A 20778-nucleotide genomic window follows, 5' to 3' on the forward strand; every position below is an offset into this window, starting at 1 on the left:
AATCTTTCCTCATTACGAAATCTGTTCTACTTTAATTTGTGGTAAAACAGCATCAATTTGACTTTTAACTGCAATATCTTTAGTAAATGCTGTTGCTGCGCCACAAGCCATTCCAATTCGAAAGCTTTCTGCTGGATCCCCTGTTTGTACATAGGTTCCAACAAAGCCAGCAATCATTGAATCGCCGGCACCAACAGAATTAACAGCGGTACCAACTGCTCCTTTAGCATGATAAAAATGATCATGAGTAATCAAATAACCACCTTTACCAGCCATTGACACCATTACATTTTGTGCACCCATCTCAAGTAATTTATGAGCGCAAGTCAACATCTCTTCATCAGAATTAAAACTAGTGTTAAACAAATCGGCTAATTCATGATGATTAGGTTTAATGACCAATGGCTTATATTCTAAAGTATCTAAAAGAGCTGCTCCAGTTGTATCAACAACAAATTCTGCTCCGGCTGCTTTAATTGTTGGCAGTAACTGTTTATAAAAATCTCTAGGTAAGCCTGGTGCTAATGATCCACTTAAAACTACAATATCACCTTGTTTTAAATCGCTTAAACGGTCTTTAAAAGCCGTAATTTCTTGTGCAGTAATCTTAGGACCAGCAGCATTAATTTCAGTTTCTTGTTCAGCATGAATTTTTACATTAACGCGAGTAACATCAGAAATTGTCACAAAGTCATTAACAATACGGCGTTGATTTAATTGTTGCACTAGTTCTTTACCAGTAAAGCCACCGACAAAACCCCAAGCTGTATTATCAATTTTCAGTTGATTTAGGATTTGGGAAACATTAATCCCTTTACCTCCCGCTAAAAATGAACAGTTATTGCTTCGATTGACCTCACCACCGTTTACCTTTTCTAATTGAATCACATAATCAAGTGCTGGATTAACAGTGACTGTATAAATCATTAATTGGCCTCCCTTAAATTAATCTTAGTAGGTAATAAACCTTTTTGTTGTGCTTGAAGCACATTTGTAATCACAGTAACATCCTTTACATTGCCAAAAATTGCAAAGCTACGCTCACCAATTTTAGACGAATCAGCTAGAACATAAGTACAATCTGAACGTAATTGCGCTCTTTTTTTGATAGTCGCTTCATCAGGATCTGGTGTAGTTAAACCACCAGCATGGTCTATCCCATTTGTACCGATAAAACTTGCTGCAAAATTCATATTTTCTAGCTGTTCAAGTGCCGCTTGTCCAACCACAGCATGGGTATCATCTTTAATTCTGCCTCCCAAAAGTATGGTCTTAATATTATGAGTAAGAGCACTTAAGGCCGTTTCTAAACCATTAGTAATCAGCGTAATTTGACCAACTTCAGCCAAGAAAGGAACCATTTCATAGGCAGTTGTCCCCGCATCTAGAAAAATATAGTCTCCTTCATGCACATAATGGGTAACTGCGTAATGAGCAATGCTAATCTTTTGTTCGTGATTCATTGTGAAGCGAATATGTTGCGAAACGTCATGAGCAAAATTATTAATGGATTGCGCCCCACCATGAACACGCTTAATTCGCCCTTCATGCTCCATTTGAATTAGATCACGGCGAATTGTAGACTCTGATGTTGCAGTCATTTTACACAAATCACTGACATGACACAGTTCATATTGGTTAACGTAGTTTTCAATTAATTTTTGTCGCTCCTGCGTTAGCATCCGCTTCACCTCTCTGGTTATTTTAGGCGGTTCAACTGTTAAAAGCAATCATTTTCGCTCAAAATAATTCATTTTTATGCAAAATGAGTCTAAAATTCTCCTTTGGTAGTTGTGGTAGAATAAATATAACTTTTTAAGAAAGGCAGTCCCAGTTAATTATGGCAGTCAATGATATGCAACATCATTTATCAGCAAAACATCACATGAAAATCCATTGGAAAGATTTTTATAAAAGTGCTGATGATACCCTAATCAAAGATATTACTCTAGTTGAAAAAAGTTCGTTAGTTGGCAGAATTGGGGGGATGCTTTTAGAATGTGGTACAGGAGCCTGGCGAGTTCGTGACTCAATGAATTCAATTGCACGCGCATTGGACATTACCTGCTCGGCTGATATTGGATTAGTGACAATTGAATATACTTGTTTTGATACTGATAACCTATCTTATTCACAAACATTGGCACTAGCTTCAACCAATGTCAATATGAACAAACTAAACGCACTTGAAGATTTTGTTAGACGGTTCGAGCGGGACAACGATTACTTAACTATTGGTGAAGTTGATTATAATCTTAAAAAAATTGAGCAGCATACACGTAGCTACCCCCTGTATATTGCAGCTTTAAGTGCTGGCATAGCATGTGCTAGCTTCATTTTCTTACTTGGTGGTGGACTACCAGAAATGAGCTGTACTTTTCTAGGGGCACTAATTGGTAACTATATTCGAGGCTTAATGGGTGAACATAATATCACCTTAGTAGCCAAAATTGCTACCGGGGTAGCCGTTTCTTGTGCAGTTTATTTTATTTGCTTTAAGTTAGGACAGAAAATTTGGCTTTGGGATGCCGGTCACTCCTATGGCTATATTGGATCCATGTTATATGTTATTCCGGGCTTTCCCTTTATTACTTCTGGACTAGACCTCTCTAAACTTGATATGCGCTCAGGATTAGAAAGGATGGCTTATGCTATCTTGGTCATTATGATTGCTACAATGGCTGGTTGGGGAATGGCCACGCTACTCAATTTAGCACCAGGTACGATGCCTAAACTTAATTTAACACCATTTTTATTAACTATTTTCCGTCTACTTGCCAGTTTTTGTGGCGTATTTGGCTTCTCAGTAATGTTTAATTCTAAACCTTCGATGGCCCTAGTTGCCGCTTTAATCGGGGCAATTGCTAATACATTAAGGTTAAGCTTAGTTGAATTTAACCATATACCGGCCGCAATGGCTGCTTTTATTGGTTCCCTTTTAGCCGGCTTACTTGCCAGTTTTGTACGTGACAAGGTTGGCTTTCCTAGAATTGCAATTACTGTACCTGCAATTGTAATTATGGTTCCGGGCCTATACATGTATCAAGCAGTCTTTAATTTTGGAATAACTAATATTAACATCGGGGCTTATTGGATTATGAATGCTTTAATGATCATTATTGCCCTACCAATTGGCCTATTAATTGCTCGAATTTTGACTGATGCCAAATGGCGCCATGCAGATTGATTTTTGTTATTAAGAAAAGTCACTCCCTTAAGTAGCCCCGTCGACAAAACAGGTAAAACCAAATCAAGACCTAAAATATTGCCGTCCATTCTCCCAGTAATTAAAAAAGCCAGTATTTTACATACTGGCTTTTTATTATTTGCTCTTTCCTAAAACAAATTAATATGCTTAAGTTCCGAATCACTGCTTAAATCAATTTTTAAACAAAGTCACTCATTTTTTTGGCACTTACTTTTTCAAATTCAAAAATTTAACTTCCATAATGGCCTGACATACCTAAAGTTTTACTACATTATCCATATTCTGTAAGCTTTTTTCTTAGTCACCATTAAATAAAGCATATATCTTTAAACCGATTAATTAGTTTTACACTAATATGTAGTTATCTTTTGTAATGGCCAATAACGTAATTTTACAACACCAATTATCTTATCTTTACTAACATAGCCAATCTCTCTGCTATCTCTGGAAACATTGCGATGATCTCCCATTACAAAATATGAATCTTGTGGAACTTTAGCAATACCATGCGTTACCTGCAATTTATCCAAAGTGAAATCAGATGTATATAAGGCACCGTTGGCATAAAGCCGCTTCCCCTCAGTTAAGTATGGCTCAGCCGTTTTTTGATTATTAATATACAAAACATCATTTTTAAATTTAATTCTATCTCCAGGCATGCCTATCACACGCTTAATATAAAGAGCACGATGTGGGGCCTTTAATATTACAATATCATTCCTTTTTACCTCGGTATGTTTAACAGAAATAACCCTATCTCGATCTTCAAAATTTGGTTGCATGGATATTCCAGATACAACATCATTACTTAAAATAAAAGTAAAAAGTAAATAGAAAAGCGCCATAAAAAACAATCCTATAAAAATTGTTTGGCTAATTATTTTAGCCATTGAATCTTTTTGTTTATTCTTCATAATTATTTAGTATTATATCCTTTCGTAAAAAAAGATAAAAATATTTATTTGCTTATTAATAAGCAATAACATAAAACTTAATCTCACCTTTATTATAAGCATAATAAAAATAAGCTCAACAAGTATTTAACCGGAAAAGCTTATTTTTATTTGATTATTAAAATTACTTATTAACTATACTTTGAATAGCATTTCGTCCAGAAAAAATACAATACCCAGCATGGGTTCCCGGCACATTAACACCGTAAGTATCACCATATAAGACCGCTGACCCGTCACCACCAATTGCATATAAGCCACTAATTAATCGGCCTTCAGTGTCTAAAACTTGATTATTGACATTAACCCGCAAACCATCACCTGTAGTATAGGCTCCAACACCTAACTCAATGGCATAAAATGGACCATTGCCATCAACAGGTAATAGATATTTAGTAGGTTTATGGAAATCCGTATCTTCGCCGTTTGCTGCCATTTCATTGTAATGTTTTACGTATGAAACCAGATTTGGCGTATCGATTTCTTCTGCTAATTCTTCAAGGGTATTAGCTTTGTGTAAGTACTCACGACCATCTTTTTCAGCCTGCTCTATATCATCACGCAAGGTTGGATAACGATCTTCAGGCACAAAAGGCTTCATTGATCTTGGATATGATCTGTCTGTAAAGTCATCTAAGATTTTTTGACTAAAAATACAGAAAATTCGCTCTTGGCGATTCATAGCATTGCCTTCATTAGCCCAATTAACAACCGCTGCGCTTTCATCAACAAAGCGTTCGCCCATTTCATTAACCCAACATTGCGGTTGATCACATACAGAACTCCAAATCGCTGTCCCCCACAACTTATAAGCAGGAATGGTCGGGTCTTTTAATTGGCCCCCGAACATCATTGCCATTCCAGTAAAGAATTTTTTGGCCCCCAAATTCCATGCTAAGCGCAGACCATCACCGGTATTTTTGCCAGAATTAACAGGAATAATATTTTGCGGATTTTGATGAGCAGTATTGGCTAATAGTTCTTGATCGTTCAAATAACCCCCAGTTGCTAAGACTACATTCTTAGCTTTAACCACTCGCTCTTTTTCATCAATCATTTGAAGTAAAGTTACTTCATAAGAATTATCAGTTTCTTGCTTTAAATCGATAACTCGCGTTTGCGTAACCAGCTTCACACCCTTTTCTTTGGCATATGGCTCAAGTCCATTATGAATAGCGTCATGACCCTTACCGGCAAAGAGGTGCCATGTTCTAGCCCCAGCACCCAAATTCGCAACCATCGCAATTTTAGCGCCTCGCTCTTCTAGCCAAGAAACATTCGTACCCGCTTGATCAATGTACTTTTGCCACATTCTGCCATCGGCACGATAATGAGAATAAGTTAATTCTTCTTGTAAAAGCTCTTTTTTGTCAATAACCGCATTTTCTTGCTTTTGTATTACTGAATCGGCAGCAAATACCCCTTCAACATAATTACCTGTACCACCTGTCGTTTTTCCTTTTTCAACAAGTAAAGTTTTTAAGCCTTGATCACCAGCTTCGGCTGCTGCGGCAAACCCAGCAAGACCAGCACCAACAATTACTACATCATAATCTTCCATTCTTTAGACCTCATTGCTTTAGTAAAGAACATGGTCAATTCAGTTAATCCATGCTCTTTAAATTTAATTACTTTCTTTAGCAGTTTCTGCTGCATCAATTCCTGCTAAACGACCAGAAATGTAAGCAAAACCCAGAGTCCCACCTTCAAAATCAACATAAGCCTTGCCATACATCCCGGATGCATCAGCACCAGCAATATATAAATTGGCAACTGGTTCGCCGTCAGGCTTTAAAGCCCGCATCTTTTCATCAATTGTGGCACCGCCTAGAGTCCCAAGATTACGGGCAATAAACTTAACAGCATAAAATGGGCCCTGTTCAACTGGAATCATGCGCTTAGTGTCAGAGAAGAATAACTCATCTTCCCCCTTCTTCTTAGCTTCATTGTACTGGTCAACTGATTTTTGCAAGTTGATTGCGTCAACTCCCATCTGCTCAGCCAATTCAGGAATGGTCTGACCAATAAAGACAACATTCGTTGATGATAATTGTTTCAAAAGAGTCGTAAAATCAGTCTTTTCATGCTCACGCTTAATACTTTCATCAGTATCCGTTGGGAAGTTAAATTCCATGTAAAATTCGCGCTTGTTCTTCCATTTGCCATAGTGATCTTCAATTGCGACCGTGCCGCCTTCCTTAATCTTATTAAGCATGGCCTGATCTAAAATAACAAATTCGGTTTGCTGCGGTTGTTCAGATAATTCCGCTCCGTGGACTGCAAAGTCTAAAGCATGGGTTTCACTAGCATAACGTTGACCGCGATTATTGACCCGCAAATTAGGAAAATCAGCTAAAGCATTTAAAGGCATCCAACCAGGACCAACTAGCTTAGCCATTTTACCGATATCCTCATTGCTGAAAGTTTGCCAGAAATAATGAGTTGAACCATTAATATGACGAGCTGTTCCAGCATCCCAAGCCATGTTCAAACCGTCCCCAGTATTTTGTAGAACCTGACCTTGCGTACTAACATCACCTAGATATTCTTTACGCATTTCGGCATTACCGCCAAAACCACCAGTTGCAATAATGACCTTTTTAGCGTTGACTTGTAATTCCTGCTCATCACTTTGGGCAATTAAACCAATAACTTGCCCTTGATCATCCTGCAATAACCTTTGACCGGCAAACCCAAAATAAATTTGTCCACCGAGAGATTTAAACTTTTCAATCAGTTTGGTAACGGCTTTTGTACCACCTTCTTGATAACCATGCAAAGTTGCCGGCATCCCAATATGATCGAAACTGCCACCTGTTCCGGCATCAACTAACTTCATAATTGCGCCATTTTCATTGAGCCAGTCAACCGTTTTGCCAGATTCATCAATAATCCGGCGTACTAAAATGGAATTCATATAGCCTTGTGACGCATCCATATATTCATTATAAAGCCACTTTTTAGAAACAACTTGGTTTTGCTCTTTTTGTTGCTGACTATCACCGGCAAACATTCCACCAGCAAAAGTACTAGCACCAAGGGGAGAAATTGTCTTTTCTAAAAGAGCAACACTTGCGCCATGTTGTCTGGCAGCAAGTGCTGCAGCTACACCGGCTCCACCAGCACCAACAACCGCCACATCAACATTGATTGTTTTCTTAGCACTTACGATAGTCCTAGCACCATTAGCTTTTAGCGCTTCTAAGTCAACATCAGCTTTTGTTAAAGCATCCTTAACTCCCTCGATTATTCCACGTGATGTTTCGGAAGCTCCAGAAACGACATCCACATCAACATCCTGATGCGCAACAATTTTTTGCGCCATCTTCTTGAAGGCATTATCAGCCAAACTTCCGGGTGCATATCGATCAAGTGAGTTTACCCTAATAATTTGGTCACTACCCACCTCAACTTCAAGGTTGATTTGACTCTCTTTTCCTTGTCCTGAACCGGTATATTTACCTGGCTTATCTGTAATTTTTTTGGCCATTTTAAAAATCCTCTTAGTTTAAATTAGTTACTATTTACGCCGCCGTGCATCATTTGCGTCGGGCAAAATAGCAATGAAAATAGCAGTTAACATCAAAACAATACCTTGAATAATAAAGGTCAACATATAGTTGCGCCCAGCAACCAAAGAAATAATAACTGGAATACAGTATGAGAAAAGTAATGATACAGTGCCAATTAATCCACCAGCAGAACCCGCATACTTCGGTCCAATTTCTGGAAAAGTAATCGGCATTGCTTGCATCAATGGGCCAGTCATTGCGCCAAATAAACCACCTAGAACCAAACTAATAATTAGAGGTAAGCCTAATGGAATAAACCATGTGATAGCAATTAACATCCCAGCTAAAAGTGTCACTAAAATCATCAACGGCTTTGCCTTTCTTGCTTTACCAATAATTGCAGGACCAAAAAGAGAACCACATAGACTACCAATAGTTGCAATTGCAGCAATTGTATTGCCTTGAACAGAAGATAAACCTCTGGCAGCAAAAGCTGGTGGCATAATACTTGAAAATGCTTCGCTCGCACCCATTCCAACACCGACACTAATTGCAACAATCCATGTCTTCTTACTACGAGCTGCAGCCTTGAAAAATTCCATTGATGATTCAGTATGATCTTGCTTTACTGCTTCAGGGGGAAGTTTTTCACCTGCAGGCATATCTTTCATAAAAAATAACCAGCAAATTGCCAATACAAGTAGCAAAATCGATGAAAACATATAAGCTGATTGTACACTCGGAAATCTTGGACTAGTAATCCGAGATAAGATGATGCCAACACTAGCAGACGCAAAGAATATTCCCATTGCAATGTTTGTATCTTGTTTAAACCACATGCCAAAAATTTTTAAAGTATTGGCATTTAATAACGCCATATAGACACCAAACAGTAGTAACATCAGCATCATAGTCATAAAGTTATGAGCAATTAAGCGACCAAATGCACCGATAACTGAAATAATCAAACCAATTGAAACAATTTTTTTAGCACCAAACTTATCAGCTAAAGTACCTGCTGGAATACTCAAAAAAACCGCAATCAACATTGGTGCCATAACTAGGCTTTGAAATTGAGCAGTCGAAATATGAAGCATTGGCATAATTTGAATAGCTAAAGCTGAGATTTGAAATTGAATATAATTACTCGTTAAATCTAGTAAGGCGACAATGGTCAAAATTACCCAGCGATAATTTAAAAGCTTGGGCATTTGTCTTTCATCCATCATTTTTAAAACTCCTTTTTAAATTAAACTAATTTTCTGCTGCGAATTGACCGGCTAACCTACCGAAAGTTTGTGCGTGACTGCAAGTTAAGCCCGGAACACGGTCTGGATATGAGCCCCAGAAGAAACCACCACTAGCATTACCTGCTGCATATAAGTGCGGAATTGGGTTACCATCTTTATCAATCACTTCCATCTTAGAATTGATCCGTAAGCCATCAAGCGTTGCAAGAAGACGTCCCCCCATTATGACACCATAATATGGGCCATGTTCGACCGGGTATAATCTGAATTTTTCTTTGCCAAAATCGGTATCTACACCTTGCTTACACATCTGGTTATATCGTTTAACTGTTTCAACCAACTTATCTTTTGGTAAAGCTAATTTTTCAGCCAGTTCTTCAATCGTGTCAGCCTTTTGTACCATTCCATCATCAAGGCGGCGTTGAATTTCGGCCTTATTTTCTTCAGTATTATAAATTCCTGGCCAACCTAAGCGAGAACAGCCTTGCGTATCAAACTGCGCTAAATGATCCATAGTTTCTTCAGACCAAATTTGTGCTTCAAGATAACCAGGTTGTTTTGACATGGCATTAATATCAAATTGATAAGGAACACTTTCATTACCGAAGCGTTCACCATTTAAATTAACCTTTAGTAAGGGATAGGCACCTAACCAAAAGTACCCCGGACCTTTAAAGTCAATTTTATAAAAATCTTCAGCCTTAGTTCCTACCGGCACCGCCCCGCGATCAAAAATAATTTCAGCGGGTTCTTCATCTCGCGCTGCGCCTACTTTTAGACCAGCAAGAATACCTGAGCCATCGTCACGTGGTCCATCAGAATAAACATTCTTCTTGTATCCAAGTGGATTCCATTTCTTCATTAAATCAACATTGCCACCATAACCGCCAGTACAAATAATAACGCCCTTAGTGGCTTGATATTGTGTTTTTTTACCACTAGCACGGTCACTAGTAATAACGCCAGTTACTTTTCCTTGATCATTGGTTAAAATTTCTTCCATCTTGGTATTGTACTTAAGCGTCACACCTAATTGCTGCGCTTTATTGAGTACCCACTCACCATAGTGCGCCCAACCATTATCTGGCGTAGCAATTGCTAGTTCAGTATTAAAAGCGGTATTAACGATAGTTTCATAGTGAGCATCTTTTTGTGGTCTTAAAACACCACCATTTGGTTTCAAAATCTGATCTTCAAGCCAATTAGCTGTTTCATCAGCATGGTTAGCCCAAGTCCAAAGTAATCGTTCATCAACATTGTCTTGGAAAAAAAGTGTTAAAAAATTTAATAATTTAGCTTTATCAACCTTAATTCCTGCTCTTTTTTGCGCATTGCTATTAAGTGCTGCAAAAAAAGAACGAAAGAGAAATTGTGAACTTCCTTGCTTATCAATTAATAAAACCTTGGCCCCTTTTTCAGCCGCTGCACACGCTGCCATTGCTCCCGAATTACTTGCCCCAGCAACGATTACATCATAAGTATTCTCCATTTTTATCCCTCACTTTTAAAGTAATCTTTTAAGCACTTTTATCATACTATCAATTTAGTGAATCTTTGCACTAAATTAAGAATTTAAGATTACTAAATGGAATAATTACCAAAATGATAAAAAATAAGTAACAAAAAATGCTTGTATGACGCCCTTTTTTCTAGACTACAAGCATTTATTTATAATTTGTGCATTATTTATTTTTTTGCTTTAAATATTCTGTGATTGCTTTATTTAAAGTCGTAATCACTTCTTTTAAAACCGACTCATTAGTAAAAGATTTCATATAGGCAATGCCATATGGAGAAATATCATGATAATCGATTGGGACATAGCTGATATCAGTAGCTTGATAATCAGCAATAAAATTAGGCAAAATACCATACCCCCAACCGCCACGAACATAAATATTCATTGCCAAAAAATCTTGAACAAATTTAATATGATCCATTCCCATATGGTTAATCAATTCATTTTGAAAATTGACCTGTACATTAAGTGAACTATTTGGATCGAGCAAAAACAAATCCTGTTTAATCAAATCTGATAAAGAAATTACTTTTTTTTGGGCCAAAAGTGAATCAGGGGGACAAGCTACTACTACCTGACCCTGAATTAAAGGTTCAAACTGAACGTCATCTACCACATTGACATCGTCACGTGCAATAGCGCATAAATCAACATGATGATTAAGCAACTCGCCAATTGAGTTATTTAGAACAAAAACAAACTGGATATTCAAATTACTTCCAGCTTCGCGTAACTTACGCAAAAAAAGGGGCAAAACACTTTGCTCTAATGGCGTATCACATACACCAATTCGCAAGAGGGTCTCTGGGTCATTTCTTTTACTTTGTAAATAGGCAACAGTATAATCCATATCATCTACCACATTACGTGCCACACGATAAAAATATTTACCCGCATCCGTAAGTGAAATGCGATGATGTCCTCGGTTAATCAAGGTTACGCCGATGGTATTTTCTAAGTCTTTAATATTCTTGGAAACTGCTGATTGAGAAAAGTTCATTCTCTCTGCTGCAATTGTAAAACTTGAATTATCTACTGCCTTGATAAAGCAACGTAACTGAGTAAAATTCATTTTTATTCTCCGCCATCAATAAATTCTTTATTCAAAATATAATTACTCTATTTTACTCATTATAACTAAAGTTTTTTGACTACACAAAAAGATCATTACTAATAATGACCTTTTTAACTATCTTTATTTAATCTTGCTTAAGGCATCATTAACGGCATCCCGTAGTCCCCTACTGGTACTGGAAGCACCAGTAATCGCATCAACATCAGTACGATTTTGCTTGACCATTTCCTTAGGTAAAATCTCAATTGCTTTTTGTCCATAATCAGCTGATTCTGCCTGCTTCAACACTTCAATTTCTTGCAAATTCTTATTTTCATCAACAGTAACTCGGACTACAATTTCGTCACCCATACCGCGACTTGAACGACCAATGTATTGATTTTTAGCTGTGGGGTAAGTTTCCCGCCTTAAATCAGAATTTAAATGTTTCTCACTTACCGAAGCACCACTTGCTACGTCAGCTTCATTAGCCAATTTTGGTATGGCAGCATTTTCCCCAGCAATCTTACCCCAAATCAAACATTCGGCTAAGTTGCCACCACCTTGGTATTGATTGGCACTAATCCCGCCTAATTCTCCTGCTGAATATAAGTGTGGAATTACTTGACCCTTAGTATCAATAATCTCAGCTTTCACATTTCTTCTGGGACCGCCTTGAGTATTAAGCATCGTTTGTTCCAGCTTAACTGCAAAAATTTCAGCTCCAGTAAAAGCTTGTAGCGTAGTTGACGCACGATGAAATTCGGAATCGTTATGTTCTTCACATGCATGATTAAACCTAGCTACCGTCTGATTCAAGACCGCTGGTTCAATTTCAATTTTTTCTGCTAATTCTGCTGGTGAACTAGCACTAATTATCTGATTATAATATGGTGCATAACTACCAATTATTGGATCATGATCAAGCTCCTCTTTCTTCTTGCTGTCAAAAATTAGATAGGGGTGGACTTGATTAATTGGCACTTTCCATTGACCATGATTCTTAATATGGCCATGTCGATTTTCTTCTGCTTCATTAAAATATCTTGTACCATCATCACCAATCACAAATGCGCTGCCATGAGCAACTTTTTCATTTTGTTCACCTAACATTAGACGACCGCGCTCACCTTGAGGTACAGCAAAAGCCATTCCGTGTAAGAGACCCAATGACTCAAAATTATGCATATGCCAAAGATCAGCACCAACTTCTTGGGCCAGCCGAACACCATCACCTTTATTGTAAAGTGTACCTAAAGGAGCTAATTTTTTTGCTCCTAAATAATCTTCAATCATGCGCTGATTATTTTCAAAACCGCCAGTAGCCAGTACTACACCATTTTTAGCTTGAACGTTTAGCCTCTTATTATCACGTTCAATTACAACGCCCTCAATTACTCTAGTTTGACCATTTTGAATTAATTCAATGGCTGGTGTATTATACAAAACATCAATCTTGCTTTGTCTTTTGCTTACTTGATTTTTTAAAATTTGCCATAAAGATGCATCAAACCATGATTTAGCGACCGTGGTAAAGTCATGCGTTTCTGAACCTTCATATTCAGGAAATTCTTCAAATGCCCAACGTGATTGAGGTGCATAGTCTTTAGCACTGCATGGCTCTACTTCTAAATACTTAGAGACATATTCAGGCATTGCCACCATACCTTTAACATAAGTGTCAATCATCTCCTCATCTAATGACATCGGTGCTGTTAGTTGTTGGTAATATTTTTTCATTTTGTTAAAATCTTCACCAGTTCCCAATAGCTGAGCAGAATAACGCGTATTCCCACCCTCATGGCCTTCTGGAGCAGCATCGACCAACAAAACCCGCGCATCTTGGTCCGCAGCAAAACGGGCAGCTGTTGCCCCCGCGCCACCAAATCCTAGTACTACAACATCATAATTGGCATCCCATTCAATATCTGCTTGGTAAATCATAAACCTTCTCCTATATGCAATCGTTTTCATATATTTTATGAGAATAATAGCACATATTACAACCCCAAACAATAAATAATTTATAGTTATTCATTATCTGTAAGTTAGAAATAAAAATCGTTCACCTGTGATGAACGATTTAAATTTAATTATTAATATATTTTTTTAATTCTAAGCCTGACAAGCCTGCACTCAAGCCAACCAATAATTTAATTCTCGCCTTTTGCCCATTTAAGCCCCGACAATAAATAATTCCCATCTTATTTAAGTTAACTCCGCCGCCTTGATAATCATAGACTGGCTCAGCAATTCCATTAAAGCAACGTGAAACTAAAACTATTGGAATCTTATGTTCAACAAGTGCTTGAAGCTCTGGTAAGGTTTCAGGTGGCATATTACCAGCTCCTAAAGCCTCAATTACAATACCATTAGTTGCGGTCTGGTTCAAAGCCCGAAACAATTCCGTTCCCATCCCTGCGTAAGCTTTAACTAAAAATACTTGATCAACTACATAATTAATTGGTAGATGTTGTTGCGGTTTAATTGTCTGTACATAATTGACATGACCTTCTGAAACAATACCGATTGGTCCAAAGGTTGGCGTGCGAAAAGTGGCAACATTTGTAGTATGGGTCTTAGTTACATAACGTGCTGAATGAATTTCATCATTCATAACTACGACCACGCCTTTACCCACTGATTCTTTGGAACTAGCTACCATGATTGCCGTCCGAAAATTATATAGACCATCACTTCCAATTTCATTAGAAGAGCGCATTGCCCCTGTGACTACTACTGGCATGTTACTAGAAATAGTTAAATCTAAAAAAATTGCGGTTTCTTCTAAGGTATCCGTCCCGTGAGTTACCACCGCACCATAAAATCCCTCTGCTTCAGCCTGACGAATTCTGAGTGATAACTGTAACATTCGTTCTGGATTCATATGCGGCGAAGGTACATTAAAAATTTCTTCAGTTACTAGTTCAAGTTCACTTTTATTTTTTAGAGAAATATTAGCGAGTGGATTGCGTTCATTGGGTTTAATCTTACCTGATTCATCTTCTGACATTGAAATTGTACCGCCAGTATGTAAAATAAGGATTTTTTTAGTCATAATTGGTAACCCCTTCATCAATATAAAAATGTTGTTTTTACTTAAACACATTATAGCCGATTTGACTGGCTCTATTGCTGAAGTAGGACAATTTTAAAACAATCACTTATTCTCCATAAACCTCTTTTACCAAATCAAAAGTCGACCAAGCTTTAGGCCAGCCACAATAAAAGGCTAAATGAGTAATAATTTCAACCATTTCTTCTTTAGTTACCCCGTTATTTTGAGCAATTTTCAGATGCGCTTTTAATTGCGGAAAAGCACCTTGAGTCATTAAAGATGCGCAAGTAATTAAACTACGTTCCCGAGCAGATAATTGCTTTTCACGTGACCAAACTTGACCAAATAAAACATCGTCATTCAATTCAGCAAACTTCGGGGCCAGCTTACCTAAATTATCACGTCCAGCTGTTTGTTTCTTCATCATTAATCCTCCAATTGTTGATATACTTCATCTGGTACTGGTTCAAGCCATTCTGGTGTACCACTTGTAATAGCCACATGCGCAAACCAACTATCCTTAGTCGCTCCATGCCAATGCTTGACTCCATCATGGACTACCACAACATCACCTGGATAAAGTTTTCGAGCCGGTTGACCCTCTGCTTGATACCAACCTTCACCAGCAGTTACCAATAAAATTTGAAACCCACCATTATGTTTATGCCAGTTATTACGACATCCAGGCTCAAAACTAACATTAGCTACATTAACATTGAGCTTGGGATCAGCTACTAAATTTTGCAAATAGCTTTGTCCAATAAAATATTTTTGGTAGGCCGTATTTTTTTCACCTAATGCAAATAGGGCTTGCTTAACTTCATTTTCATGTTTAATCATTTTGTTTCCTCTCCTTAATTCGATTTAAATAAGCTACAAAAGTTTCATCATCGGCAATGGTTGCATTTTTCTTACCTTCGTACCAAGCAATTTTTTGTTTAACAATGGTTAAACTATTTTTTAAATTAAATAATTGCGCTTCAGCCTGAACTTGGACTTGCTTGAGTAAAGCTAGGCGCTGACTAATTGTCTCATCTCCTTGAGCGCGTAAATCAACATATTTTTTCAGGTCAGTAATGGTCATCCCCGTGTCTTTTAAATGTAGGATAAAATTTAACCAAGCTAAATCTGCATCAGTATAAAATCGTTGACCCAAACTATCACGTTTTGGCGCCAACAAACCTTCTTGCTCATAATAACGCAAAGTTGCTGCTGACAAATGAGTTACCTGACTAAATTGACCGATGCGATACTTATTCACCCTGCTCATTAATTACTCCTAATTTTAATTTAGACAAGAATCCTGTCTGTTTTTACTAAATTATAGGATAACCATACTCCTTAAAGTTAACTTTAAGTCAAGTATTTTAAATGTAAAACTTAGTAAAATATTTGGTTAGTAAATTTAGTAATTATAAAAACCGCTAGTTACAAGCGACTAACGGTTTGATTTCTTTTTTTATAGCTCAATTAATATCAATTATTAATTCTGGTAAACTGGCCTAATTAACCCAAAAATGTTCCACTATTTTGTGTTCTGGGTTGGAGCTTGATAAGCACTATCCTTAATATAAATATACTTGACTACTTGTGCTTCTGCTTTAAAGCGTCCCTTAGCATTATCTGTCCGCTTTTTTAGTAAATAACCTTTAACCGGCTTGAAGACCGAAGCATAACTAACTCCTTCTTTCCCCCTTAAAATTTCACTTTGGGCAATCAAATTATTATCTTCATCCACATAGTTAACTAGAACCTGGCAATTACTAGTAGTTCCAGCTGTTGAATGCGGGGCTGAAACTCCAACTTCAGTCCCAGTCTCACTAGCAGCTGTAGTAACTGGTAAAATTTCTAATGCCGATGCTTGCTTATCAGTCAATTTGTTTTTGTCAAATTTACACAATTTTTGTACAGCATTACCCATCACTTGCAATTGTTGTTTTGTTCTTTTTTTAAAATTAGTTTTATCAGCTAACAAATCGTGCCAACAGATGCACTTGCCCTTCATTGATCGCTGCTGAAAATAAAAAAAGCTAACTGCCGCTGAAAGTACAATGCCACTCAACATTAATTTGGTGTGATGCTGATCGCTTCTTTTCATTTTATTCACCAATTACCCCTTCAATAATACAAAAAAATAAACTTTGCTTATAGTATAGCAAGTTAATTCAATACATGCACCGTTTAATAACTATTAAAAATTTTTTATAACAAAAAAGACCATTCAGATTCCTCTAAAATAGTCTTTTACTGATTAATTAATCATCTAGCTTTTCTTTGTTAACAACCTTTAATTTGTCATCAAAAGTGTAGACAACTGGTTCACCAGTCTTCATTTCCAAATCCATAATATCTTCATCAGAAATGTTTTCAATGTACTTAGTCAAGGCACGAAGTGAATTACCATGAGCAGCAATAATAACGTTCTTACCAGCTAGTAAGTCAGGAGCAATATGATCTTCCCAGAATGGCATTACTCGCTCTAAGCAAACCTTTAAATTCTCTGTCCGTGGAATGATGTTCGGATCAAGATCAGCATAACGACGATCGTGCACTTGACTAAATTCTGAATCATCTTCCAATTTTGGTGGCAAAACATCATATGAACGACGCCAAATGTGAACTTGATCATCTCCATACTTGTCAGCAGTTGCTTGTTTATTCAAACCTTGCAAACCACCATAGTGACGTTCATTTAAACGCCATGATTTAGTTTCTGGTACCCATAGTTGGTCACTTTCAGCTAAAGCATAGTGCAAAGTCTTAATTGCACGTGTTAAAACTGAAGTATAAGCTTGGTCAAACTTAAGACCATGCGCTTTAATTAAACGACCAGCATTTTTGGCTTCTGCAACACCTTGTTCTGAAAGGTTAACATCAACCCAACCAGTAAACTTGTTTTCAAGATTCCATTCACTTTGTCCATGACGGATCAAAACTAATTTTGACATGAAATATCTCCTTTGCAAATTAAAAGCTTCACTTATTATTTTACACATTTAAATTTTGTTTTCATAGGGTTTAGAACTAAAAATCGTTTTTTAATTTAACATTTTACGATACAATAGAGATATTAATGATTATAAGAAAAGAGATTTTTTAACAAAATGAGATTAAAAAAAGTATTACTTGGTATGGGGCTCATTGTAGCACTGATTAGTAGTGGTTGTGCAGCACAAAAAAAGCCAGCTGAACCGGTTCTAAACAAATCAACCGTAATCAAAAAGTCACAACAAACTTTTAAAAGTGGCCAAGCCAAGCAACTAATTAATTTAAAAACTGATACAGAAAGTCAAGTTATCACTTCTACATATACCTTTGGTGGTAATCCAACCATTTTTCATTTGAATTATCAAACTCAAGCTAAAGGCAAAAGCAGTAATTTAGAGGAATGGATCAGTAATACTAATAAGGCTTATATTAACGGGCAAAGTACGTGGTATGTTACTCCCCTTGATAAACTAACTGGACATTCATATAACGATATTGTTGACGCGGTTATGAATAACAAAATGCTACTAGATCCACCTAACAAACTCATTAATGCCTATCAAATGAAGCGGTCAAATAATAAATATACTTTAACTGCAACACTTACTGATAAAAAAATAATGCAGGCTGCCGTTCAGCCAATCTTTGGGACAAATAACCAAAGCAAAAAACAATTACCAGCTTATAAACAACTTACTCAAAAAGGAACCTATCAAAAAATGGACGTTAAACTTGTTGTTAAAAAGCAAAAATTGGTATCTTTTAATTATAAGGTATATATGAAAATAGGAAAAATGATGCAACTTGAAGTTGGTCAAAGCTATGCCAATATTGGCACCCATGATTTTTTAAAGATGCCAGACAATGTTTTAGATGCGAAGCCTTTACCGCAAAAGAAAAAATAAAACTAATAAAAACACACTATAACCTTAGTTATAATGTGTTTTTTATTTTAGAGAGACAAGCGCGCCTATTGCCCATCTATATCGAATCATCTAAGATTGAAGTAGTAATAGATATAATTTTTAAAAGGAGGATTATTCATGAAATTAGGAATTATTGGTAGTGGTATGATTGTACACGATTTTTTACAAACAGCAGATAAAATTACCAATATGAAAATAACCGCTATTTCAACCACTGAACGCAGCCAACACGTTGCCCAAAGTCTGGCCAAACAATATAACATTAAAGATGTCTTTACAAATAACGAACTTTTATGTAACGATAACAACGTTGACACTGTTTATGTGGCTGTACCAAATTCATTACACTACCAAGTAGTAAAACAAGCTATTTTAGCTGGTAAAAATGTAATTTGTGAAAAGCCTTATGTAGCAACAGTTACCGAGGCTGCTGAGCTCAAACAATTGGCTGACCAGCACAAGGTAATTATTTTAGAGGCAATTACAAATATTCATTTAAAAAATTATCAAGCAATCAAAAAAATAATAAATAAAATTGGACCTATTCACATTATTTGCCTCAATTATACTCAATATTCTAGTCGTTATGATGACTTTTTAGCCAATAAAATTGCGCCTGTTTTCGACCCCACTAAGGGCGGTGGAACCTTAATGGACCTAAATATATATAATATACACCTAGTAGTTGGTCTTTTTGGCAAACCGATTAGTGTGCAATATTATCCGGTTATGCAAAAGGGTGTTGATACTTCAGGTAGCTTAAATTTAGTTTACCCAGATAAGCAGGCCATTCTTATTGCAGCTAAAGACTGCTATACTACCCCCCGTTCTTTTATTGAAGGAGAAAAGGGTTCTATTTATTTTGATGGATCTACAGGTGTTATTAACGACTTTACAGTTGAAATGCGTAATGGAGAAACCAACCGCTTACGTTTTAATCAATATTCACACCGTATGGCTAGCGAATTCAATAATTTCAGTAAAATTATTGATCAACATGATCAGCAAATGGCTAACAAATTATATAAGCATAGTACTGCTGTCATTGAAGTTTTAGCTAAAGCTAAGGCATCAATTAAAAATTGATTTTTCTACATAAAAAAACAGTCCAAGGAAACAACCTACATCACTAAATAAAAATGCTCTTAGTGATTACTAAAGATTTTCTTTGAACTGTTTTTAATTACTTAAAATTAGTTACTTTCACAAATTGGCTAGCATTAATTGGATAATAAAATTCACCTGCAATATTGATTGGACTACCATAAACTTTAACTGCTTGATTACATTTAAGTTCAGGTTCATTCATAAGCACACCAGCTGTATCATAAATATAAGCATCCTGCTTCAAAGTCCGCTCTGTACCAATAATATTACTTGCATCAATATATTGATTATCATCAATTTTTAAGTATGACTTACCATTTATAGTCTTAGAGCCACTCAAGGTTACTTGCGTTCCTGCTAACTTTAATGGGGCACTAGTTAACTCACCATTAGCATCATAAATATAGGAATCGTGCATCAAAGTCTTCGTTCCTGCTGTCTCAGATTCATTTATGCTAGGATTATTAGTACTATCATTTTTAGGAGTAGGACTAGGCTCTGCTCCTTGCAAATTATAGTAATATTTCAGTAAGGCATAAAATTGATTCATTGAATAACCCCACCTAGCGAAGTAATCATCAGGATCAGTATGATTTGTTCCACCTAAAAAACGCGAGACTGCATGATGTGACCAAACTGTACCCTTGCCTGTATTGCAGGCGTTACTTGGTTTAATATTATAACGATGAAGTAGCTTAGCTGCATAAATTGCATCATTATTTACACTTTTAGCAAATTTAGCACGCGTGTTCTCCTGACATAATTCAATTTGAATATAGCGATTGTTAGCAATTGCTCCTGCACCCCATACACCATAATTTGGCGTCATCATTTGAATTACCTGGCCGTGATCGACAAAGGCATGCACATATGAATACATGTTCTTCCACTCACGATTAAAATAAATCGCCTCATTATAAGCTGATGCACCAGGAGTGGCTGTTTCGTGAATAACAATTCCTTCTGGCTTACCCTTACGGTACTTAATTTTGTTACCATTAGCATAAAACTTATTATAGCGAATGTTTTGTGTTTGCAACATTTTATATAAAAAAGTAACATTGCTATAACTATTTTGCTTAGCAATTGAATTTACGGTAGCAGCTTCAACTACTTGATTTTGATTTATTTTAAAAATAGGGATAACTAAACCTACTCCGATAGCAATAGTAGTTATTAGTTTCTTTATCTTCATCTAAAAGT

General features: G+C 36.6%; 19 protein-coding genes. 3 read left to right on the plus strand and 16 right to left on the minus strand.

All coding sequences use genetic code 11. From position 1 onward, the window contains the following. Positions 1–12 precede the first annotated feature (12 nt). Both pfkB and BM203_RS02600 read right to left on the minus strand, forming a co-directional pair. Positions 13–927 (minus strand): 1-phosphofructokinase, encoded by a 915-nt coding sequence (gene pfkB / locus BM203_RS02595; protein ID WP_090092525.1) that lies wholly within the window; start codon positions 925–927, stop codon positions 13–15. Further along, positions 927–1682: a DeoR/GlpR family DNA-binding transcription regulator gene (locus BM203_RS02600; RefSeq protein ID WP_090092528.1), complete on the minus strand. Its 756-nt coding sequence runs from the start codon at positions 1680–1682 to the stop codon at positions 927–929. Before BM203_RS02600 ends, pfkB begins: the two co-directional genes overlap by 1 nt. Positions 1683–1840: 158 nt before the next feature. Here BM203_RS02600 and BM203_RS02605 point away from each other — a divergent pair, with 158 nt between their 5' ends. Continuing rightward, positions 1841–3187, plus strand: coding sequence for a threonine/serine exporter family protein (locus BM203_RS02605; RefSeq protein ID WP_090092531.1), 1347 nt, complete (start codon positions 1841–1843; stop codon positions 3185–3187). A 371-nt stretch (positions 3188–3558) separates the two neighbouring features. On the opposite strand, the gene lepB is transcribed toward BM203_RS02605, so the two are convergent. The 13 genes from lepB to BM203_RS02670 form a co-directional block, all read right to left on the minus strand. Continuing rightward, positions 3559–4122: a signal peptidase I gene (gene lepB / locus BM203_RS02610; protein WP_244269956.1), complete on the minus strand. Its 564-nt coding sequence runs from the start codon at positions 4120–4122 to the stop codon at positions 3559–3561. Positions 4123–4285: 163 nt separating this feature from the next. Continuing rightward, positions 4286–5722, minus strand: a complete 1437-nt coding sequence (gene vprA / locus BM203_RS02615) for a vinyl phenol reductase (RefSeq protein ID WP_090092533.1) — start codon at positions 5720–5722, stop codon at positions 4286–4288. A gap of 63 nt (positions 5723–5785) precedes the next feature. After that, entirely contained in the window at positions 5786–7651 is a 1866-nt protein-coding gene (locus tag BM203_RS02620) for an FAD-dependent oxidoreductase (protein ID WP_090092535.1), read from the minus strand. A 30-nt stretch (positions 7652–7681) separates the two neighbouring features. Next, a complete protein-coding gene (locus BM203_RS02625; RefSeq protein ID WP_090092536.1) occupies positions 7682–8902 on the minus strand; it encodes an MFS transporter in 1221 nt (406 codons plus the stop codon). Positions 8903–8927: 25 nt separating this feature from the next. After that, positions 8928–10412, minus strand: coding sequence for an FAD-dependent oxidoreductase (locus BM203_RS02630; protein WP_090092538.1), 1485 nt, complete (start codon positions 10410–10412; stop codon positions 8928–8930). A gap of 193 nt (positions 10413–10605) precedes the next feature. Continuing rightward, the gene (locus tag BM203_RS02635) at positions 10606–11514 is read right to left on the minus strand and encodes a LysR family transcriptional regulator (RefSeq protein WP_090092539.1); all 909 of its coding nucleotides are present in this window, start codon (positions 11512–11514) and stop codon (positions 10606–10608) included. A 123-nt stretch (positions 11515–11637) separates the two neighbouring features. Then, on the minus strand, positions 11638–13440 hold the full coding sequence (locus BM203_RS02640; RefSeq protein WP_090092541.1) for an FAD-binding protein: 1803 nt from the start codon (positions 13438–13440) through the stop codon (positions 11638–11640). Between the two features lie 145 nt (positions 13441–13585). Then, positions 13586–14554 (minus strand): asparaginase, encoded by a 969-nt coding sequence (locus BM203_RS02645; protein WP_090092543.1) that lies wholly within the window; start codon positions 14552–14554, stop codon positions 13586–13588. A gap of 106 nt (positions 14555–14660) precedes the next feature. Then, positions 14661–14981 carry a carboxymuconolactone decarboxylase family protein gene (locus BM203_RS02650; protein ID WP_090092544.1) on the minus strand — a complete coding sequence of 107 codons (321 nt, stop codon included), beginning with the start codon at positions 14979–14981 and terminating at the stop codon, positions 14661–14663. After that, on the minus strand, positions 14981–15394 hold the full coding sequence (locus BM203_RS02655) for a cupin domain-containing protein (RefSeq protein ID WP_090092545.1): 414 nt from the start codon (positions 15392–15394) through the stop codon (positions 14981–14983). Before BM203_RS02655 ends, BM203_RS02650 begins: the two co-directional genes overlap by 1 nt. Continuing rightward, positions 15387–15824, minus strand: coding sequence for a MerR family transcriptional regulator (locus BM203_RS02660; RefSeq protein WP_090092546.1), 438 nt, complete (start codon positions 15822–15824; stop codon positions 15387–15389). The genes BM203_RS02655 and BM203_RS02660 overlap by 8 nt, the downstream gene beginning before the upstream one ends. 255 nt (positions 15825–16079) lie before the next feature. Then, positions 16080–16652: a MucBP domain-containing protein gene (locus BM203_RS02665; protein ID WP_133158281.1), complete on the minus strand. Its 573-nt coding sequence runs from the start codon at positions 16650–16652 to the stop codon at positions 16080–16082. Between the two features lie 157 nt (positions 16653–16809). Continuing rightward, on the minus strand, positions 16810–17502 hold the full coding sequence (locus BM203_RS02670; protein ID WP_090092548.1) for a 2,3-diphosphoglycerate-dependent phosphoglycerate mutase: 693 nt from the start codon (positions 17500–17502) through the stop codon (positions 16810–16812). 156 nt (positions 17503–17658) lie between these two features. Here BM203_RS02670 and BM203_RS02675 point away from each other — a divergent pair, with 156 nt between their 5' ends. Together BM203_RS02675 and BM203_RS02680 are read left to right on the plus strand one after the other, a co-directional pair. Next, positions 17659–18447, plus strand: a complete 789-nt coding sequence (locus BM203_RS02675; RefSeq protein WP_090092550.1) for a hypothetical protein — start codon at positions 17659–17661, stop codon at positions 18445–18447. 138 nt (positions 18448–18585) lie between these two features. Next, a complete protein-coding gene (locus BM203_RS02680; RefSeq protein WP_090092551.1) occupies positions 18586–19554 on the plus strand; it encodes a Gfo/Idh/MocA family protein in 969 nt (322 codons plus the stop codon). Between the two features lie 97 nt (positions 19555–19651). On the opposite strand, the gene BM203_RS02685 is transcribed toward BM203_RS02680, so the two are convergent. Then, positions 19652–20770, minus strand: coding sequence for an SLAP domain-containing protein (locus tag BM203_RS02685; protein ID WP_090092553.1), 1119 nt, complete (start codon positions 20768–20770; stop codon positions 19652–19654). Positions 20771–20778 lie beyond the last annotated feature (8 nt).

This window comes from Lactobacillus bombicola (assembly GCF_900112665.1).
GTDB classification, from domain to species: domain Bacteria; phylum Bacillota; class Bacilli; order Lactobacillales; family Lactobacillaceae; genus Lactobacillus; species Lactobacillus bombicola.

What these genes read in the sequence shown, in the direction of transcription:
- pfkB (WP_090092525.1), bottom strand. Translation starts at nt 927, where the DNA reads ATGATTTATACAGTCACTGTTAATCCAGCACTTGATTATGTGATTCAA.
- BM203_RS02600 (WP_090092528.1), bottom strand. Translation starts at nt 1,682, where the DNA reads ATGCTAACGCAGGAGCGACAAAAATTAATTGAAAACTACGTTAACCAA.
- BM203_RS02605 (WP_090092531.1), top strand. Translation starts at nt 1,841, where the DNA reads ATGGCAGTCAATGATATGCAACATCATTTATCAGCAAAACATCACATG.
- lepB (WP_244269956.1), bottom strand. Translation starts at nt 4,122, where the DNA reads ATGAAGAATAAACAAAAAGATTCAATGGCTAAAATAATTAGCCAAACA.
- vprA (WP_090092533.1), bottom strand. Translation starts at nt 5,722, where the DNA reads ATGGAAGATTATGATGTAGTAATTGTTGGTGCTGGTCTTGCTGGGTTT.
- BM203_RS02620 (WP_090092535.1), bottom strand. Translation starts at nt 7,651, where the DNA reads ATGGCCAAAAAAATTACAGATAAGCCAGGTAAATATACCGGTTCAGGA.
- BM203_RS02625 (WP_090092536.1), bottom strand. Translation starts at nt 8,902, where the DNA reads ATGATGGATGAAAGACAAATGCCCAAGCTTTTAAATTATCGCTGGGTA.
- BM203_RS02630 (WP_090092538.1), bottom strand. Translation starts at nt 10,412, where the DNA reads ATGGAGAATACTTATGATGTAATCGTTGCTGGGGCAAGTAATTCGGGA.
- BM203_RS02635 (WP_090092539.1), bottom strand. Translation starts at nt 11,514, where the DNA reads ATGAATTTTACTCAGTTACGTTGCTTTATCAAGGCAGTAGATAATTCA.
- BM203_RS02640 (WP_090092541.1), bottom strand. Translation starts at nt 13,440, where the DNA reads ATGATTTACCAAGCAGATATTGAATGGGATGCCAATTATGATGTTGTA.
- BM203_RS02645 (WP_090092543.1), bottom strand. Translation starts at nt 14,554, where the DNA reads ATGACTAAAAAAATCCTTATTTTACATACTGGCGGTACAATTTCAATG.
- BM203_RS02650 (WP_090092544.1), bottom strand. Translation starts at nt 14,981, where the DNA reads ATGATGAAGAAACAAACAGCTGGACGTGATAATTTAGGTAAGCTGGCC.
- BM203_RS02655 (WP_090092545.1), bottom strand. Translation starts at nt 15,394, where the DNA reads ATGATTAAACATGAAAATGAAGTTAAGCAAGCCCTATTTGCATTAGGT.
- BM203_RS02660 (WP_090092546.1), bottom strand. Translation starts at nt 15,824, where the DNA reads ATGAGCAGGGTGAATAAGTATCGCATCGGTCAATTTAGTCAGGTAACT.
- BM203_RS02665 (WP_133158281.1), bottom strand. Translation starts at nt 16,652, where the DNA reads ATGAAAAGAAGCGATCAGCATCACACCAAATTAATGTTGAGTGGCATT.
- BM203_RS02670 (WP_090092548.1), bottom strand. Translation starts at nt 17,502, where the DNA reads ATGTCAAAATTAGTTTTGATCCGTCATGGACAAAGTGAATGGAATCTT.
- BM203_RS02675 (WP_090092550.1), top strand. Translation starts at nt 17,659, where the DNA reads ATGAGATTAAAAAAAGTATTACTTGGTATGGGGCTCATTGTAGCACTG.
- BM203_RS02680 (WP_090092551.1), top strand. Translation starts at nt 18,586, where the DNA reads ATGAAATTAGGAATTATTGGTAGTGGTATGATTGTACACGATTTTTTA.
- BM203_RS02685 (WP_090092553.1), bottom strand. Translation starts at nt 20,770, where the DNA reads ATGAAGATAAAGAAACTAATAACTACTATTGCTATCGGAGTAGGTTTA.